This is a genomic window from Butyrivibrio sp. CB08 (assembly GCF_003625485.1).
Lineage (GTDB): Bacteria > Bacillota > Clostridia > Lachnospirales > Lachnospiraceae > Butyrivibrio.
This window is the reverse complement of record NZ_RAIR01000001.1, coordinates 719,709-734,393: the sequence shown is the minus strand read 5'-3', so window position 1 is coordinate 734,393 and position 14,685 is coordinate 719,709. Positions and strand designations below refer to the sequence as shown.

Here is a 14,685-nt window from a genome sequence, read left to right as displayed (position 1 = left end):
ATTATCCTCCTTCCGTAAAAAATCAGTTCAAATCGTAATTAAATCTTGCCCTTTAAGTGATATACATAAGCAAGAACTTCAGCTACTGCCTTATAGAGCTCAGGTGGAACCATCTCTCCAATCTCAACATTGGCAAACAGCATTCTGGCAAGCGGCTTGTTTTCTACTATCTCTACACCGTTTTCTTTGGCAATCTCTTTGATCTTCTGTGCCAGATAGTCAGAGCCCTTGGCTACAACGATAGGTGCATCTGCTTCTTCAGCGTCATACTTGATGGCTACTGCATAGTGAGTAGGGTTCGTGATAACAACATCAGCCTGTGGCAGCTGCTGCATCATACGTCTTCTGGACGACTCCATCATACGTCGCTTCTGAGCACTCTTAACTGCAGGATCTCCTTCAGAGTTCTTGTACTCATCCTTAACTTCCTGCTTGGTCATCATCATATCTTTCTTGAACTTGCGTCTCTGGTAGATGAGATCCATTATGGCAATGATCATGTAAGCTACGCCAATTCTAAGTCCTAGGGAAATGATAAGATCACCCATAAGCCCTATAGCCTGTTTAAGAGGCATATCATACAGCAGGAAAAGAGATTCTGTCCTTCCTGTAAAGAACGAATAAATAACAACTGCCATAACCGCAAGCTTTAAGATAGACTTACCCAGCTCAAAAAGCTTTCTTGTTGAAAAAATCTTTTTCATTCCGCTTATGGGATTGATCTTAGAAAGCTTTGGCTGCAGTGGTTTACTTGTTGGCTTAAATCCGACCTGTACAAGGTCACTTAAAAAGGCGATCAGAAAACCAATAATAAGAAATGGAGCTGCTATAAGAAGCATTGTCAAAATAGCATTATTCAAAATGCTGATAATAGTAGCTACAGGAAGATATCCGTCATAGGTTCTTGCAACATTTGGAATGTTGTTATATACCCTTTCAAAAATAGCCTGGAAGTTTGAGCCAATAAATGGATACAGGATTCTTAAAATAACAAAAAGCGCAAGTAAAGAAAAGGCAGTTGCTACTTCCTGGCTCTTAGCAACCTGTCCCTCTTTCCTGGCGTCGTCCAGCTTTTTGGTGGTAGGCTCTTCGCTCTTTTCAGCACCATTTGCATCTTCAGCAAAGAACTGCAGATTATATTTGATTAACAGGTTGTCGTCATCAACCGCTCTGCATGCTGTATACAAAATCAGCTATCATCTCCTTCATATTGATGAATATAAAGTTTGAAGCGTCTGCAAGCATCGTTACTGTGATAAACATTATCATCAGACCAACAACGATCTTTATCTGAATACCTACAGAGAACATATTCATCTGTGGCGAAACCTTCGCAAGTACACCCAGAACTACATTGGTGATAAAAGTGATGATAAAGATTGGAAGACAGATTCTAAATCCGATCACAATGTAGTCTTTCATGAAATCCAGCATAACATTAAGCATCTTGTCAGGATTGATCACAGCGCCATTTATGGGGATAAGCTTAAAACTATCCACCAGCGCACTTAATATGTACTGGTACATTCCTGTAATAATAAGCGCAATAGTCAGATACTGTGAATAAAGAGATCCGGTAATAGTAACCTGCTGACTGGTCGCAGGATCCATCATGGAAACCATGGAAAGACCGATCTGCATATCCACAACAGAACCCGCAAATGATGCGATCTGCTGACAAAGCGTAACTGCAAAGCCAATAAGCAGCCCTACCATTACCTCTTTAAGCACAATGACTGTATAACCTGCCACTGTGTTATAAGATGGAGGATAAAATGGTACAGCTCCATACAAAAGTATAGAAAGAAGAAGTCCATATCCTATCTTGACCTGGTTAGGTGTCTGTCTGCCTCCAAAGAAGGGACAGACAAATATAAAGGACATGATCCTCATCACTATCAAAAGATAAACTTCTAAATCACCGTAGCTAAATGAATAGTCGATCATAAGCTAAAACCTAGCGGACATATTTCGAAAAATCTGACCAAAGATTATTGATATAGCCAGAAAGCTCTGTAAGCATCCAGTTGCCCATCAGCATGATTATTGTAAACACACCGATAACCTTTGGTACAAATGTCAGGGTCTGTTCCTGAATGGAAGTAACAGTCTGAAAAATGGAGATTACAAGACCAATGATCATGGATGTAAGCAGTATAGGAAGTGACATCCTGATAACCATCATCAGCGCTTCAGCAACTATTTGGTTAATATCTGCAAGTGTGATCATAGCCTTTCCTCCTCTCTAAATCGCAATCAATAAAATGACTTAACAAGATTGCCAATGATAAGACTCCAACCATCCGCAAGAACGAACAGGAGTATCTTAAACGGAAGCGAAATCGTGGTCGGCGGCAGCATCATCATACCCATACTCATAAGTACCGACGCCACAACCATGTCAATTACAATAAACGGAATATATATAAGGAATCCAATGATAAATGCAGTTCTAAGTTCGCTGACTATGAAGCTTGGAACCAGCACCACATTGGGTATACTCTCAAGTTCACCATCCCACTCTATGCCATCTATCTGCATAAAGAGCCTTACATCCTTGGTCTGTGTCTGGCCATACATAAACTGCCTGAAGGGCTTCATGGCCTCTGTAAAAAACTCTTTTTGATCCATCTCACCGTTCTCAAATGGGATAACTGCTGTGTTATATGCCTCTGTGAGAGTTGGCTGCATAATAAAAAGGGTCATAAACAAAGCAATCCCAATCATCACTATGTTTGGAGGTGATGTTTGGGTACCAATGGCAGTCCTTGTGAAATGAAGTGCGACAATGATCCTGGTAAAAGAGGTCATCATCACAAGAAGTGTTGGCGCCAAAGATATCAAAGTAAGAGTAATAAGTATTCTAAGCGCGCCGTTAAGTGAACCGTTACCGTTGTTATAGGTCACAGTCACTGTATTTGCTATATTAAGTTCCTTGAGGTCCTCTGGGGTCTCAGCACTTCCGGGATCAGTTATGTTGGTCCTCTCATCTTTTGTACCGGTAAGAGCAGTATCCCTGTCCACTGTTGGGTCTGTAGGTGTTGTGTCACTAACTACAGTTTCAGTAGCCTGAGTAGTAAGAGGAATGGAAAAGACAAGGAAAGAAGCCATAACAACACAGGCAAGGCCTGAAAGAAGCCCTTTCCTTAAAAGAGTTCTTATGTGATTGTTATTGTGCTCTCCCCTGTTTCTAGCCATTTACTTCTTAATCTCACCTTTAAATTTTTCAAGAATGTCCTTAAACTTAAGGTTTTCCTCAGGATTTTCCTCCTTGAAAATAAGGTCCTCTCTGGATATTTCCCCGAGGTTTGTCACCTCGTCCTTGCCCACAGCAATGGCCATGTATTTCTGGCCAATGCGGACAATCTGAATATACTTGGTAGCTGATATTCTGGCAGTTTCTATTACCTCTATATTACCTGATGCTGTCTTATCCTTCTGAAAGTCTGCCATCCACTTGGTAAAAAAGTAAGTGGCAGCCAAAACAACAACAAAGATAATAAGCATGGTTATAAACTGCAAATAGGTATTCATAAAGAATGCTCCATTCTTATTGAACAATCTCTGTTACGCGGACGCCAAAACTCTCCTCGATAACAACAACTTCTCCCTTGGCAACAAACTTACCATTTACAAGAACGTCTACAGGCTCACCTGCAACCTTATCAAGCTCTATGATGGTTCCAGGAGCAAAATCAAGGATGTCAGAAATAGGCTTAGCTGTACGTCCAAGCTCAACAGTAACTTCCAAAGGAACGTCCTTGATGATTCCAATATTCTCTCCACCAGCCATAATTGTAGTTCCACCAGCGAAGGTCTGGAACTGTGCAGGCTGAATGTTCATGTTCATCATCTGAGGAGTCATCTGCATCTGTGGCATAGCCATCTGCATCTGTGGCATAGCCATCTGAGGCATTGGCTGAGCGCCCATCATGCCAGGATCCATAGCTGGCATAGGCATAGGCTGAGGAGCGGCAGCAGCTGGTGCTGGAGCTGGCTCTGGAGCTGGTGCAGGAGCAGCTTCCTGTGAAGCAGATTCTGCGCCAATAACGGTATCCTTAAGTGTCTTGGCAAAATCTATAGGATACAACTGCATAAGAGTTGAATCCACAAGATCACCTACCTGCATCTTGAAGGAAATCTTAACAAAGGTTCCAGTAAGGAACTCTGCTATGTCTGATGGATCATCATTGATCATATCAAGCAGTGTAGCCTGCGGAGGGCTGATATCTACCTTCTGATTGATCATTGTTGAAAGAGATGTCGCAGCAGCTCCCATCATCTGGTTCATGGCTTCAGAAATAGCTGAAAGCTGAAGTTCACCGATCTCTCCATCTGTATTGGTTCCATCACCGCCCATCATCAGGTCTGTGATGACCATAACGTCGTGCTCTTTCAGGATAAGGATATTAGTTCCATCAAGACCAACCGTGTACTTGATCTGAATAAATACACAAGGTCTTTCATAGTTACTAATAACATTCTCCCAATTAGCCAGTTCTACCTGAGGAGTGGTGATATTAACCTTCTGATTGACCAGAGAGTAAAGCGTTGTTGCTGAGGAGCCCATACTTATATTGGCAACCTCACCAATTGCGTCTTTCTCTGAATCAGTAAGGAGAGTTTCATCAATATCGCCTCCACCTACTGGTGCTGTGGCAACTGAAGCTTCTGGAGCTCCAGCGTCCGCAGGAGCATCTGCAGGCGCAGCATCGCCACCACCGGCTGGATCCATACCGGCAAGTAAAGCATTAATTTCGTCCTGAGATAACATTCCATCCATGCTCCTACTCTTCCTCCTCTCTTACTACCGACGTTATACGAACGGCGTATTTATCTTTTGCGGTACCAGGCAATGCAGTGAATTTAAATAGATTTCCTATGTAAACCTGCATGTCTGTATTAACTCTGTTATCAAGCCTTATTATGTCTCCGGCCTGTAAGTGAACAAAATCATTAACTGAAACATTACATCTGCCAAGGACTGCCTTAACCGGAACATCCACATGTCTGACCATAGCCTCAAGATACTCTTCGTAGTCTTCCTCTGCATTCTTTTGCATGGTAGAAAACCAGAACTTGGTGTTCAGCTTATCCATGACACTCTCTAAGGTGAAATAAGGAAGACAGACATTCATAAGTCCTTCAGTGTCGCCAATCTTAATATTGAGAGTGACAATAGCTATCATGTCCGTAGGTGATATAACCTGTGCAAACTGTGGATTGGTCTCAATTCGCTCCATTACAGGATTGATAGCCACAACGTTTTGCCATGGTTCCACCATCAACTGCATGCAGATGGTAACCAGCTTCTCAATGAGAGGCATCTCAATGTCTGTAAAGGGCCTCGGTTTATCAAGACCAGCTCCCTCACCTCCAAGCATTCTGTCAATGAAGGAAAAACCTATATTGGCCTGAAGCTCCAATATGATGGTTCCCTGCAATGGCAGGAAGCTTATGACTCCCAGGATTACCGGGTTCGAAAGAGCGTTAGAAAACTCAGAATATGTAACCGTCTCGGAGTTAGCTACTGAAACTGTAACGTTCTTACGAAGGTAAAGAGGAAGGGTCGTTGATAAAAGACGTCCATAGTGCTCATAGATCATCTCCAGGGTACGCAAGTGCTCTTTAGAGAACTTGGCGGGACGTTTGAAGTCGTAGTCCTTGACTTTCTTCTCGTCGTTGCCCTGCATCTGTTCCATATCAAGCTCACCTGTCGAAATCGCCGACAGCAGACTATCTATTTCGCTTTGTGATAGTACTTCGCTCAATGTGAATCTCCTCTAAAACAAATTAGTTATAAAGCACGCTAGAAAAGCTTACATCATAGATAAAGTTTGAATTGTACATCTCCTGAACACCTTCAAGGATCTTCTCTTTTGCCTCTTCTACAGAGCCGCTCTGAAGTTCTTCCATGCTGTATTCAGAAAGAGTTGTTGTTACCTTGGACTTAATAAGTTCTTTCATACTTGCAAGGGACTCTTCAGTTCCAAGAGTTGCATAATCAGCACTTGCCTTGTTCATTGAGAACACAACCTCGACTACCATGTAGTGGCTCTTGCCATCGGCTCCAGCCTTAAGGTTGATGGTGAGCTTCTCATCACCAGTAAATCCAAAGGTTGCCACATCTGTTACAGCAACATTTCCTGATGCTGATCCAGAAAATCCTCCGTTACTTCCGCCGTTGGCCTCAAGCTCAAGGGCTGCAGCAATATCTGAGATAAGATGTGCTGTCTGTGAATTGGTAGTCATGACACTAAGAAGCATAAATCCTGTCATACCCAGATTCACTATAAGAAGTGCCAGGATAATTATTGATAACAGATTCTTTTTCATGTTTTTGATTCTCCCCTCAAATTAGTATGAAGCACTCAAAGGATTGTATATCTTGATTTCAACTCTTCTGTTGCGGGCTCTTCCCTCATCAGTTGAGTTATCTGCAATAGGATCATACTGTCCTCTGCCAGTGTGAACGAGCTTTGCAGGGTCCAAAGTTGTATTTTCTGTAAGATAATAGAAGATCGTAAGGGCTCTGCCTGATGAAAGCTCATCATTGTTGGCATACTTGCCACCACCGCCCATAGGGATATTATCAGTATGTCCCTCGATCTCAATGGTTCCGCCTGCATAGGACTCAAGGATCTGTCCTACCTTTTCAACAACCGGAAGCGCATCCTCTTTAAGTTCAACCTTACCTGAATCAAAAAGAATGGATCCCTGAATAGTAAGTTCCACAAACTGACTGGTGTAGTTGAGGGATACGAGATCATTTATCTCTCCCTCTTCAAGAGCCTCTTCTATCTTCTCTGCCAGCTCCGCTGAGGCCTCAAGCTGCTCTGCCTCTGCAGCTTCCATGAGTTCTTCCTGTTCCATATCACCCACATCAGCCTCTTCAGAATCAGAATCATCTCCGCTCTGAGCAAGACCCATGGATGTTATATAAGAAGACAGCTCTGTAAGCTGGGATACACCATCTCCAATTAAAGCGCCCTGGCCAATAGCCATTTCACCGCCTGAAAAGATACCAAAAGCTGAACTAAAGGAAGCTGCAACCTCTTCGAATTTCGCTGCATCCATTGTAGCCATGGAGAAAAGCAAAACGAAGAAACAAAGAAGCAGGTTCATCAGATCACCGAAGGTACCTTGCCACGCAGGCAAGCCGGGCTTAATTTCTTCCTGTCTCTTAGCCATTATTCTCCTCCGCCAGCATCTCCACTGCCATTCTCTGCTTCATAAGCTGATCTGTCAGCAGGTGAAAGGAATGACTTAAGCTTCTCTTCTGTAACACGAGGGTTCTCTCCTGCCTGAATAGAAAGAAGTCCTTCAATAACGATACTCTTACTCATATATTCCGCATTGCTTCTGGCCTTAAGCTTATTCTCAGCAGGATAACAGAACCAGTTAGCAAGAACTGAACCATAGAATGTTGTAATGAGGGCAACCGCCATGGATGGTCCGATTGATGACGGGTCTGACATGTTCTGAAGCATAAGAACCAGTCCAAGGAGGGTTCCGATCATACCCCAGGAAGGTCCCATACCTGCTACGTCTGCAAAGAATGAATAGTTCTCTTTGTGACGCTCAGCCATGGCATCGATCTCAGCTTCTAGAATACTCTTAACAAGCTCTGGTTCTGTACCGTCAACTATGAGCATAACTCCCTTTTTCATAAAGGGATCTTCAAGGCTCCCAGCCGCTTCTTCCAGTGCAAGAAGACCTTCCTTTCTAGCTGTATTAGATAAGTCGATAATGTTCTTGATTACTGCCTTGGTGTCATCTGAAGGCTGTTTGAAGATCATGGTATATGACTTCAGACCATTGATGAAGCTTGGCATACTTCTGGATCCCAAAACCGCCATGAACGCACCACCGAATGTGATCATCATGGAAGGAGCATCCACGAAGTATTTAACACCTCCGATACCGGCAGAGAACACGATACTGAGGATCATGAAGACGAAACATAGTCCTACACCGAGTAATGAAGCAATATCCACAACATTTCCCCCTTTTTAATATAAAAAGTTTCAAACTTTCTAATTTTTTCAATCAATAATGAAATTAAATTTCTTTATACCCTAATTTTACCACTTTTCAGGTCGAAAAACCGCTAATTCCGTTCACATTTTAGACATATTTGGAGCATAATTTCACTAATTGGGAAAGAATATGAAATAAAATTAAGATAAAATAATCCCCCAACATCTGAAAAAGAGTCTAAAATAGACACAATACTACATCTTGTGGTATCAAACATATTCTACCACTATTTCATCAATGTTAACAGTAAAAAATAAAAACTCCCTCGGATTTTTTTCCGAGGGAGTTATCTGATGGATTATTATGCCATAAATTGCTTATTATCTCTTAAGGTTGGTGAGTTCCTCAAGAAGTGTATCTGATACTGTGATGATACGGCTGTTAGCCTGGAAACCACGCTGTGTTGTGATCATCTCAGTAAACTCTCTTGAAAGGTCTACGTTTGACATTTCAAGTACTCCAGTGTTCATGTAACCACCGTCAGTTGTGATATCCTGAACTGTAGCTTCTCCAGAGTTAAGTGTTGATGAATACAGGTTGTCGCCTTCCTTTGAAAGACCAGATGCATTTGCAAACTGAGCTGATGCAATCTGTCCAAGAAGCTTGGTCTGACCATTTGAGTATGTAGCGTAGATACGTCCGTCAGTTGAAATGTTGACACCGTTCATCTCACCTACTGCTCTACCTGTATTAAGACTCTTCTTGTCACCCTTTACAGCCTTTACTGTTGATGATCCGCTGGTGTTGTAGTTAGTAACAGCTGAGAAATCAAATGTAACATGTCCAGCAACCATCTCTGCAGGATCATTGTCACCTCTCTGGTAACCAAATGCTTCCATTCCGTACTTAGGGTCCTGATCAAAGATCATGTTTACAAGACCATATCCTACTGAGTTGTCATTTGCATCTACAAGTGATCCGTTTGCAGCATCAAACTCAAGCATGATTGTATGTGTACCAGTTGTAAGCTCGATGTTCTTAAGGTCTTCTGCAATCTTGTATGTTCCATCTCCGCCGAATGCTCTGGCTACATCATCGCTTACACCAAAGATCTTCTGAAGGATGCCCTTATAATCTCCAGTTGCTGAAGAAAGAAGGTCTGAAATATTTCCAGATGAAGGAAGTTTATCAGCAATCTTGGTAGGGTTGACAGTCTTATAAGTTACTGTACCTGTTGCTGAATCAAGAGAAGCCTCATAATCGTTGCTGATCTTGTTGGGATCTGTCTGTTCGTGAGATACGATCATTCTGCTTCCTACAAACTGAACTGTAAACTTGCTATCATCAAGAGTAGAATATTCGCCTTTCAGACTGTCAAATGTTGTTCCATCAGCATAGAACTTTTCAAGCATTGTATCATCATTACCAAACTGTGTTCTGATCTGATCCAGAGTATATGTTCCATCTGATGCTGCGCCTGTAAGAACATAGCCCTCAGTTGTCTTATCCTTATTTCTGAACACAGTAGTTGGTACCCCGTACTCATATGTAGCTGCATCAGCTGTATGAGTAGCTGATACATGGTGGAATGTATCGACAGTAGCTTCCTGTTCAACATCGCCGTCATAGACTATATTCACCATATAACCAGTTGTGCCAGTAAGGCTCTTTGCTGAATAAGTAAATCTTGCTGAAGTAATATCTGTCTCAGAAAGACCAAGATTAGCATAAAGCTCCTCTTTCTGCTCAGCTGTAAGAGTAGCTGGAGTGTAAGAAACAGGCAATGTGTTAAGGTGAGCATATAGTGCTGTGTAAGTTCCATCTATCTCAACTTCACGAACAGCAGTGCCATCATTATAGCTTACAGTAAATTTATTAGAAGGACTTGTTGCAGAAAGTCTAAACTTAAAATCGTCCATTCCTGCATAGTAACCATCCAGCTTTGACTGAAGATCATCCTTTGCATCAGTTGAAAGAGATGTTCCAACAGCTGTAGTTGTTCCGCCAGGAGTCATAGTAGGTACAACTTCATCGAAGAGATCTCCAGCTGTGATAATTTCTGAATAATAACCACTTGAAACAGTAAGCTCATCCCCAGCAGCATTAAGTGTAAATGTGAACTGGTTAGCAAGTTGAGGCACAACTGCCTTTTTAAGATCATCAAGCTGCGCAGTACTAAGAGCAGTTCTATCCAGATCAGCGTTAATTCCAGCGGAAAGAAGTGCAAAGAGCTCAGGATCTTCTGTTGCAGTAACGCCAAAGCTGCCGGTAACACCAGTTGCAGGAGCTTTGTATTTTCCTTTGATTGTAAGAGTTCCATCTTCTGCATATGAATATGTAGATGAAAGGTAATTGTTACCTGCAGGGCTCTGGATTGTTCCGTCACCTATCTTTGTAATCAGATCGCTTACAGTAAGTCCCCTTGCACCTTCAAAATATTCATCATATGTAGTTCCAAGGGCAGCTGTATCAACAGGAACTGGAGTAACAGTTGGTCCCTTATTAGCACTTACTGTAAGAACATTTGTATCCTTGTTGAATTTGTAGTTATAATCAGCGTACTTGGATGGATCAATATCTGTAGCGCTAATTCCAAATACATCCTGGATAAGACCCTGATTAAGATCTGAGAGCTTTCCTTCTAACTTGTATGCTCCGCTGTCTGAAGCAGAAGGAAGTGCATAACCAAACTTTGTTGTACGGTTAAAGTAGTATGGGTTTTCATTTGATGTAGCAACACTTGTATACTGTTTTGTAGTATCTGTAGCAAGCTTGGCATCTTCAGAATTATATATGATTGTAAGGTAATCTTTTGTAATAGTATATGAAGTAATATCTCCGTAATGATCTCTGTATGTTTCGCCAGACTCCAGTGGATAAACCTCATCAAGGAATCCGTCTATCTTAAGAAGATTATCAAGTGAGCCCTCACCTGTTGCCTTAATAGTGTACTCTGAATAAACTGGAGAATTAGCCTCACGCCATACAGAAACAGTATTGTCTGTTCCGTTCTCAAGGTAGTAACCCTCAGAGATCTTCTTGCTCTCAGTCTCTGTCTTACCAAAAGTTACATGGTCAAGTCTGTTTGTCTTTGTTCCGTCAGGAAGTGTGATCTCCTGGTTGATTGAATTTCCGTCAGAATCAAGGATATCTGTGAGCTGAAGTGAGAAAAGATGATCTGTTCCAGTATCCTTAAGTGTAAATTTACCTGTATAGAGATAACCCTTGTTGTCGTAGAACTCAAGAGTGATTGTCTTACCATCATCAGATGTTACGTTTGTATCATGGTCATCAATATTGCCAGAGTAAAGAGCTGCTGTTGTTGATGCAGGAGAATATGTAGCATTGTCAGCGCTCATAATCTGAAGAGATGTGATGTCGCCATTCTTATCAACCTTGATCTCACCAGTCTTCTTATCTTCTTTTGCTGCCCAGCCCTGTACAAAGTAACCATTTGACTGCATAGCAAGGTTGCCGGCACCGTCAACGTAGAAAGAGCCGTCTCTTGTATAGAGGTTTTCTTTACCGTTGTTTACGATAAAGAATGAGCTACCTGTGATCATGATATCGAATGGGTTATTTGTGGTCTGAGTTGCACCCTGAGATTCGATTGCTGTAGAAATAGCACCAGACTTGGCACCAAGACCGATCTGACGAGCGTTTACACCACCCTTTGTCTCTGATGCGCCAGATGCTGTCTGTGTTGTCTGATACATAAGGTCTGAGAATGTGATTGACTGGGATTTGTAAGATGTTGTGTTAACATTGGCAATGTTGTTACCAAGAACGTCCATCTTGGTCTGATGTGTACGAAGTCCTGCAACACCAGAATAAAGTGATCTCATCATAAGGCAAAGTCCTCCATCATTTGAATATAGAAATAAGACATAAATATTCACCAGATACTTATGGATTATTTCCGGATTTCGGACGAAGCTATTTGCGACTGATCCGGCAGTCTGTCCGGATCAAAAGATTTCCTGGCGGGTGGCACTTCTGGCCTTGAATCCCGCTTCGGTCCAATCATGCAATAACTGCTCCGTCTATGTTAGTAAATACGTTGCTTTTGTTTTCTGTCTGATCCATTGCTGTTACTACTGTGCTGCTTGGCACATTTACGATAAATGCCAGCTGGTCAACCAGTATCAGTGAATCCTTGATACCCTTCTCTCCTGCTTCGATCTTACCGCGACTTAGTCTCTCCATCTGCTCGCCTGTAAGTTCGATGTTTCTCATACTAAGTCTGTTAAGGGCATGCTTAGAAAACCTAACAGTTTCTTCACTGTTATTAATATCGGACGCTTCCTTAACTTTATTTAGTACTGAAGCAAAAGAATTTGCTCCAACAGGCAAAGAATTATTTTCTTTGCCTGTTTTAGGAGTATTAGGATTTAAATATTGATCCTGGACCTGGCCAATTGACATGAACCTTTGATCATCCATTATCATTTATTTGTCCTCCGAAACTTTCTTGTTACCTGTTTTAGATCTCATCCTTCTTGAAGGTTCTGTGGTCATCCTGCCTGATGTCATCAATTCTGTTAACATACTGAAGAAGTGATGTTACATAATTCTTATCCATCATGTTCTTAGCTTTCTTGTCCATGACCTCATTGTAGTAAGCATACATTGTATCGATGGTCTCGCCATGCTGCTCTTCTGTGATCATGTCGAGATTTGGAAGCTTATCGATAGCCTTCTGGAAGTCTGATACAGCTTCAACTGCATCAGTGTAGTCTGTAGAAAGAACCTGTGTTACCTGATCAATGTCATAAGCTGTTCCATTGATATTGAGATATGCCTTGTTTCCGCTGTAGGTAACAAAGTCTACAACACCCTGGATCTCTGTAGTTGTACCATTCTCAGCATTGGTCTGAGAAATGGTAACGGTCTTTCCAACCATCTCAGATGCTCTTGATAGAGACATTGCATTGGCCATATTGGAGAGCTGCTCAACCTGAGTGAAGGTTGCGTACTGCGATATATACTCAGTGTTTGATGTTGGCTCCAATGGATCCTGATACTTCATCTGAGCTACAAGGATCTGCATGAATGCATCTTTGTCATATCCTGTAGGTGCAGTCTTGGCTGCTTTTTCTTTTTCTGCAAGTCCGGAATTAACAACTTCACCATTTTTAATGATTGCGCTTACTGAATTTGTATCTGCCATAATATTCACCCCTAAAGATATTATGCACTGAAGTCAACTGTATTTCCGTTTGCTTCCATCATCTGAACTGCAATTCTTTCTGCGTCGCTTTCAGGTTCAGCCTCGATATCATCTGTAAGTTCTGAAAGATTGATCCTTCTAAGGTTCCTTACTTTCTTTCCTTCGTTTGATTCCTTTGGCTGCCTGTCACCATGCTGATCAAGATTCTGCTCAAATTCATGGCTGGCAATTGTGACTTCAATTGATGTAACCTTTATTCCCTGCTCGCTGAACTTCTGTTGAAGCTGTACCATCTGAGCTTCTACAGCCTCTTTCACGATCTCGTTCTGAGCAGTAAACTTGGCAACTATTCCATCTTTGCCGCTGGTCAGAAGAATGTTGACATGACCAAGGCTTGCTGGATGAAGCGCCAGCTCCATGCTGGTCTCTCCCTGTGCCTGTGTGATTGTAATTTTTTCCGTGATCTGTCTGATGATATCTTCCATCTGGGTCCTGTCTGTATAGCCCTCAAAAGAAGTGGCCTCTACATCCATTGCAGCATCTGCTATGTTATTCATGACCTGATTGAAAAGATTTGTGGATTCAGCTCCATTTTGAAGATTGCCTTTGTTCTCTCCACCCTTGTTATTATGGGTTTCAACAACTACTGGCTTTTCTTCTGGCGCTTCGCTAACGAACGCCTCAGACACGGGTGCTTTTGTATCAGGTGCCTCAAGCTCTTTTCCATAAGTATCAGTAACAAGTTCCTTTGTCACCTCTGGATTTTGGTTTTGCTCTGCGGAATTTTCAAGCATTCCTGCAAAACCAGCTTTGGCATCCTCTATTGCTGTCTGTAAATCCTCGTCTGATAGATTGAACTCATTCATAAGTTCGCTCTTCATACTCTCTGCACCCTCCATGAGGTCCTGCAGTGATGTATATATATCAGAGTCTGTAATAAGATCAATGGCCGCTTCCTGTCCTGAGATCTCAGTTACCAGCTGCTGTAAATTTGCTGGATTTAAAAGATCTGCAGCCATAAGGCCAAGTACCTGCATCGCATATACTATATCTTCTTCAGAGATATCAAATGTTTCTGCAATCTGGGAGATGATCTCTTCCCCCGCTTCGTTAATAGCTTCCTGCAGCTTGTCATTAACTTCCGTGTTTGCCGTTTCATTTGTAGCTGCTACCTGACTTCCCTGCTCGTTAACCACTTCTGTATTAGCTGTATCTTCTGTAACTGCCTTTACTTCTGTGGTCCTGGTGTCAGCACCTTCTGTCTCTTTTGCGCCTGTCATCTGCTTGTTTACATCTTTTGTAGTATCTTCTGTTTTTGTCTGTACAAAGTTGCCTGATACTTTATTCAGGATGTTATCAAAGCTTGATGCAGCAGCCTGCGAAGAATTCTTCTGGCTGTTTATACTTGAGACATTTGAAACATTGGCTGCAGTGCCCTGTGTCAGATAAGCTGCGATTGAGCTTACCGGATTGTTTGCACCGCCCATCTAAATCCTCCTTTCACTATGAAGTTTATGGACCGGGCATAATATACC

Annotated in this window: 14 protein-coding genes; all 14 read right to left on the bottom strand. The window is 42.1% G+C overall.

The window, feature by feature from the left end; genetic code table 11:
• Nucleotides 1-38: 38 nt before the first annotated feature.
• The gene (gene flhB, locus D6855_RS03215; RefSeq protein ID WP_243111776.1) at nt 39-1,187 is read right to left on the bottom strand and encodes a flagellar biosynthesis protein FlhB; all 1,149 of its coding nucleotides are present in this window, start codon (nt 1,185-1,187) and stop codon (nt 39-41) included.
• On the bottom strand, nt 1,162-1,947 hold the full coding sequence (gene fliR, locus D6855_RS03210) for a flagellar biosynthetic protein FliR (protein ID WP_120737937.1): 786 nt from the start codon (nt 1,945-1,947) through the stop codon (nt 1,162-1,164). Before fliR ends, flhB begins: the two co-directional genes overlap by 26 nt.
• 10 nt (nt 1,948-1,957) lie before the next feature.
• Entirely contained in the window at nt 1,958-2,230 is a 273-nt protein-coding gene (gene fliQ, locus D6855_RS03205; RefSeq protein ID WP_120737935.1) for a flagellar biosynthesis protein FliQ, read from the bottom strand.
• 26 nt (nt 2,231-2,256) lie between these two features.
• The gene (fliP, locus tag D6855_RS03200) at nt 2,257-3,198 is read right to left on the bottom strand and encodes a flagellar type III secretion system pore protein FliP (RefSeq protein WP_243111774.1); all 942 of its coding nucleotides are present in this window, start codon (nt 3,196-3,198) and stop codon (nt 2,257-2,259) included.
• On the bottom strand, nt 3,199-3,534 hold the full coding sequence (locus D6855_RS03195; protein WP_120738162.1) for a flagellar biosynthetic protein FliO: 336 nt from the start codon (nt 3,532-3,534) through the stop codon (nt 3,199-3,201).
• Between the two features lie 16 nt (nt 3,535-3,550).
• Nucleotides 3,551-4,783 (bottom strand): flagellar motor switch phosphatase FliY, encoded by a 1,233-nt coding sequence (gene fliY / locus D6855_RS03190; protein ID WP_120737933.1) that lies wholly within the window; start codon nt 4,781-4,783, stop codon nt 3,551-3,553.
• Nucleotides 4,784-4,787: 4 nt separating this feature from the next.
• On the bottom strand, nt 4,788-5,771 hold the full coding sequence (gene fliM, locus D6855_RS03185) for a flagellar motor switch protein FliM (RefSeq protein ID WP_120737931.1): 984 nt from the start codon (nt 5,769-5,771) through the stop codon (nt 4,788-4,790).
• A gap of 22 nt (nt 5,772-5,793) precedes the next feature.
• On the bottom strand, nt 5,794-6,336 hold the full coding sequence (locus D6855_RS03180; protein WP_120737929.1) for a flagellar basal body-associated FliL family protein: 543 nt from the start codon (nt 6,334-6,336) through the stop codon (nt 5,794-5,796).
• Nucleotides 6,337-6,357: 21 nt separating this feature from the next.
• Nucleotides 6,358-7,191 carry an OmpA/MotB family protein gene (locus tag D6855_RS03175; protein WP_120737927.1) on the bottom strand — a complete coding sequence of 278 codons (834 nt, stop codon included), beginning with the start codon at nt 7,189-7,191 and terminating at the stop codon, nt 6,358-6,360.
• The gene (locus D6855_RS03170) at nt 7,191-7,997 is read right to left on the bottom strand and encodes a motility protein A (RefSeq protein ID WP_120737925.1); all 807 of its coding nucleotides are present in this window, start codon (nt 7,995-7,997) and stop codon (nt 7,191-7,193) included. Before D6855_RS03170 ends, D6855_RS03175 begins: the two co-directional genes overlap by 1 nt.
• Before the next feature lie 363 nt (nt 7,998-8,360).
• On the bottom strand, nt 8,361-11,828 hold the full coding sequence (locus D6855_RS17060; RefSeq protein ID WP_330546820.1) for a flagellar hook-basal body complex protein: 3,468 nt from the start codon (nt 11,826-11,828) through the stop codon (nt 8,361-8,363).
• A 175-nt stretch (nt 11,829-12,003) separates the two neighbouring features.
• On the bottom strand, nt 12,004-12,429 hold the full coding sequence (locus D6855_RS03155; RefSeq protein WP_120737923.1) for a TIGR02530 family flagellar biosynthesis protein: 426 nt from the start codon (nt 12,427-12,429) through the stop codon (nt 12,004-12,006).
• Between the two features lie 34 nt (nt 12,430-12,463).
• Nucleotides 12,464-13,150: a flagellar hook capping FlgD N-terminal domain-containing protein gene (locus D6855_RS03150; RefSeq protein WP_120737921.1), complete on the bottom strand. Its 687-nt coding sequence runs from the start codon at nt 13,148-13,150 to the stop codon at nt 12,464-12,466.
• A 20-nt stretch (nt 13,151-13,170) separates the two neighbouring features.
• The gene (locus D6855_RS03145) at nt 13,171-14,637 is read right to left on the bottom strand and encodes a flagellar hook-length control protein FliK (protein ID WP_120737919.1); all 1,467 of its coding nucleotides are present in this window, start codon (nt 14,635-14,637) and stop codon (nt 13,171-13,173) included.
• Nucleotides 14,638-14,685: the final 48 nt, after the last annotated feature.

Excerpts from the sequence above, each read along its gene's own strand:
- fliR (WP_120737937.1), bottom strand. The coding sequence starts at position 1,947 with ATGATCGACTATTCATTTAGCTACGGTGATTTAGAAGTTTATCTTTTG.
- fliQ (WP_120737935.1), bottom strand. The coding sequence starts at position 2,230 with ATGATCACACTTGCAGATATTAACCAAATAGTTGCTGAAGCGCTGATG.
- fliP (WP_243111774.1), bottom strand. The coding sequence starts at position 3,198 with ATGGCTAGAAACAGGGGAGAGCACAATAACAATCACATAAGAACTCTT.
- D6855_RS03195 (WP_120738162.1), bottom strand. The coding sequence starts at position 3,534 with ATGAATACCTATTTGCAGTTTATAACCATGCTTATTATCTTTGTTGTT.
- fliY (WP_120737933.1), bottom strand. The coding sequence starts at position 4,783 with ATGGATGGAATGTTATCTCAGGACGAAATTAATGCTTTACTTGCCGGT.
- D6855_RS03180 (WP_120737929.1), bottom strand. The coding sequence starts at position 6,336 with ATGAAAAAGAATCTGTTATCAATAATTATCCTGGCACTTCTTATAGTG.
- D6855_RS03175 (WP_120737927.1), bottom strand. The coding sequence starts at position 7,191 with ATGGCTAAGAGACAGGAAGAAATTAAGCCCGGCTTGCCTGCGTGGCAA.
- D6855_RS17060 (WP_330546820.1), bottom strand. The coding sequence starts at position 11,828 with ATGATGAGATCACTTTATTCTGGTGTTGCAGGACTTCGTACACATCAG.
- D6855_RS03155 (WP_120737923.1), bottom strand. The coding sequence starts at position 12,429 with ATGATAATGGATGATCAAAGGTTCATGTCAATTGGCCAGGTCCAGGAT.
- D6855_RS03150 (WP_120737921.1), bottom strand. The coding sequence starts at position 13,150 with ATGGCAGATACAAATTCAGTAAGCGCAATCATTAAAAATGGTGAAGTT.
- D6855_RS03145 (WP_120737919.1), bottom strand. The coding sequence starts at position 14,637 with ATGGGCGGTGCAAACAATCCGGTAAGCTCAATCGCAGCTTATCTGACA.